The sequence below is a fragment of the Streptomyces sp. NPDC057543 genome (assembly GCF_042801895.1).
Classification (GTDB): Bacteria; Actinomycetota; Actinomycetes; order Streptomycetales; family Streptomycetaceae; genus Streptomyces.
Genome location: NZ_JBHVFF010000522.1, coordinates 1 through 2,744, shown reverse-complemented (window position 1 = coordinate 2,744; position 2,744 = coordinate 1). Strand labels below are relative to the sequence as shown.

The following is a 2,744-nucleotide window of genomic DNA, read 5'->3' as shown; positions in this document are numbered from 1 at the left end:
GGTGAAGCACCATGTCCGCCGTGACGTCGTCCTCGGACGTGAGGATGAGGACGGTCATGTCAGTCGTCGTCGTTGTGGGTCTTGCTGCCGGCGGTGGACGAGGTGGAGGAGGTGCTCAGGAGGACGGGGTAGTTCGTCGCCGCGGGCGATCCGTCCGGGCAGATGTTCATCTGGCGGGCGGCGTCGAAGACGAACGGCGTCGCCGGTTCCGGCAGGCGGGGGGTGGCGTACTGGAGAGCGAAGGGTGTTGTCACTGCTACCTCCGTGGTTGCTTGGCTTCTGACTTCTCTCTGTGCAACCCGCTCCGGTCAGCGCATCGGCCGGGCGGGAGTTCTTGGGCGCGCGAACGTCAGCGCCGAGCGGGCCAGGTACGGGGCTGGCTGCACGACGGGAGGGCGCACGGCTCGCGGTGAACCTCCATCGTGATGCCGGCCCCGGACGCGCCGAACTGCTCTACGGGCTCGGCCTCCTCGGGCGTCAACGGCTTCTGGCAGCGTGCGCAAATCATCGGCGCGCCTTCCGCCAGGCGCGGCCGAGCCGTACCGCTGTGGGGCAGGATGCCCCGGCGCGGCAGGTGGCGCAGCCGTAGGTGTGGCCGATCAAGGTGCGGTACGCGGCGACCGGCTTCGTCTGGGCGGTCACGACTGTTTGGCCTTGCACTGGTCGCACTCGCAGTCCGGGAACGAGGTACGGGGTTCTACGGTCTTGAGCGGGGTGACCTCGGCCTCAGGGCGAATGACGCGCGTTCGGCCATAGCGGTCCACCTCGTACACCTTGATCGTCATTGCCATAAGTGGCCCCCGGCCTACGTCGATTGAGGGGAATGCAGCCAGTTCGCTGTACGGACGCGCTGTCACACCCTGATGATGTGCGTGCACGGTGAGCAGCGAATAGGTCGCCGGATGGCCACGCGTGGCCACGTAGCGGCCACGGCCGGAAGCGCGAGCGATGACACCTCAGACTGGACCCATGAGCCGCAACGACGCGCTGCGGGCCGCCCGCTTACGCAAGGGGTGGCGAACCATTGAAGCCGCCGCCACGGCCATCACGGAGCACGGGCAGCAGCTCCTTGACGACCGCCAGTTCACCGTGTCATCGAGGACATGGCGCCGGTGGGAGGGCGACCGCCCGGGATGGCCGGCCGAGGAAACCGCGATCGTCATCCACGATGCGCTCGGCCGGTGGCCGGAGGATCTGGGTTTCACCACACCGCCGGGCTGGATCCCGCCCGAGCACCACGAAGAGGAGCAGGTGCGCCGCCAGTCTTTCGTTTCAGTCACCGCCGCGGCGCTCGTTGCGGGACCGGTTGCGCCGCAGCACGTTGACCCTGCCCTGATCGACTACTTCCAACAGCAGTTGGAGGGGCACTACCGGGCCGACATGTTCCTCGGCCCGCACGACCTGATCGGCACCGTGTCTGCGCAGTACCAGCTCATCGATAAACTGGTCCGCTCGGCGAAGGGCAAGACCCGCCGCGGTCTCCTGCGGGTCGGCGCTGCCTACGCGGCGCTCGTCGGCTGGCTGTACCAGGACGCCGGAGACATGGACGGCGCAGCGTTCTGGCGCGGCGTCACCCAAGAGATTGCGATGCGTTCCCGCGACCCGCACCTCATCGGATACTCCCTCGTCAACCAAGCGCAAGTGCGCACTGATCTCGGCGACGGACATGCAGTCGTCGACCTGTGTGAAGCCGCGCTCGATGACGCCGACCAGCTCGTCCCGAAGGTGCGCATCATGGCCATGCAGCAGCAGGCCCATGGCGCCAGCCTCAACGGGGAACGGCATATGGTCGACCAGCTCATCGACAAGGCAGACCGGCTGCTGCCCCGCGTCGACGACGACCTGCCCTGGGGTAACGCCTGCCGACGGACGCCCGGATACCTCGAAGTGCAGCGGGCCACCTGCTACGGACGGCTCGGCCTCGGAGCGGAGGCCGGCGCCCTATGGTCGCAGGTCCTCGCCATCGTCCCGGAGACCGCCCGCCGCGACCGGGGCGTGTACATGGCCCGGCAAGCGACGGCGGCCGCGGCCGCCCGCGAGCCGGACCAGGCGGTGGAGATCGCCCGGACCGTGGCGACGATCGCGGTAGAGACCCGCTCGGCCAGGATGCGGCGGGAATTGGTCACCCTGGAGCGGGCGATGCGGCCATGGCAGGATGCCCCGGTCGGCCGGGATCTTGCGGAGATCCTGGAGCCCGTGACCGAGGGGAGCTAAGCGTGGCCGAGGGACTGGTACCGCTGACGGACAGCGCGATCGAGGAGCGATTGCTGAAGCTGCGCGGCTGGTCGCGGGTGGGTGATGAGATCACACGGTCCTTCGGCATCCGGTACCACGGTGGCGTCGCGATGATCGTGCACGTTGCTGATGTGGAGCGGCTCATTGGACACCACGCAGATATCGACCTGCGGTGGGACAGGATTCGGTTCGGAATCACTACGCACGACGCGGGCCACAAGCTGACCGACGCCGACTTCGACCTCGCGGGACGCATCGATCAGATTGCGGCAGCCCACGGGGCCGAGCCAGTGGCCGGCTGATCGCACCGGGGCTGCCTGCGGCCGATTGTCAGTGGTCGGTCGTACGATCCGGCCCGTGGCAATCGAACTGACAGATGAACTGATTGAGCTTGAGCGGGTGGCCTGAGCCGAGCAGCAAGAGAACCGGCTGACCGTGGAGACCGCGGCCGCCGTGCAGCAAGCGATCACCGCGCATGCCGAGGCGACCGGGCAGTCCCGGTACGAATT

5 protein-coding genes are annotated in these 2,744 nt (G+C 68.0%); 2 read left to right on the top strand and 3 right to left on the bottom strand.

Features of this window, described 5'->3' with window-relative positions:
* Window positions 1–59: 59 nt before the first annotated feature.
* The 3 genes from tgmA to ACFU8Q_RS40805 form a co-directional block, all read right to left on the bottom strand.
* Window positions 60–254, bottom strand: coding sequence for a putative ATP-grasp-modified RiPP (gene tgmA / locus ACFU8Q_RS40815; RefSeq protein WP_384465088.1), 195 nt, complete (start codon window positions 252–254; stop codon window positions 60–62).
* 250 nt (window positions 255–504) lie between these two features.
* Window positions 505–642, bottom strand: coding sequence for a hypothetical protein (locus ACFU8Q_RS40810; protein WP_384465085.1), 138 nt, complete (start codon window positions 640–642; stop codon window positions 505–507).
* A complete protein-coding gene (locus ACFU8Q_RS40805) occupies window positions 639–785 on the bottom strand; it encodes a hypothetical protein (protein WP_384465082.1) in 147 nt (48 codons plus the stop codon). Before ACFU8Q_RS40805 ends, ACFU8Q_RS40810 begins: the two co-directional genes overlap by 4 nt.
* Window positions 786–969: 184 nt before the next feature.
* On the opposite strand from ACFU8Q_RS40805, the gene ACFU8Q_RS40800 reads away from it, so the two are divergent.
* Together ACFU8Q_RS40800 and ACFU8Q_RS40795 are read left to right on the top strand one after the other, a co-directional pair.
* Window positions 970–2,214 carry a Twin-arginine translocation pathway signal gene (locus ACFU8Q_RS40800; protein ID WP_384465079.1) on the top strand — a complete coding sequence of 415 codons (1,245 nt, stop codon included), beginning with the start codon at window positions 970–972 and terminating at the stop codon, window positions 2,212–2,214.
* A gap of 2 nt (window positions 2,215–2,216) precedes the next feature.
* Complete coding sequence (locus ACFU8Q_RS40795; protein WP_384465076.1) at window positions 2,217–2,537, top strand: 4a-hydroxytetrahydrobiopterin dehydratase; 321 nt, start codon at window positions 2,217–2,219, stop codon at window positions 2,535–2,537.
* The last annotated feature ends 207 nt before the right edge of the window (window positions 2,538–2,744 follow it).

Coding starts and splice junctions, on each gene's coding strand:
- ACFU8Q_RS40800 (WP_384465079.1), top strand. CDS start 970: ATGAGCCGCAACGACGCGCTGCGGGCCGCCCGCTTACGCAAGGGGTGG.
- ACFU8Q_RS40805 (WP_384465082.1), bottom strand. CDS start 785: ATGACGATCAAGGTGTACGAGGTGGACCGCTATGGCCGAACGCGCGTC.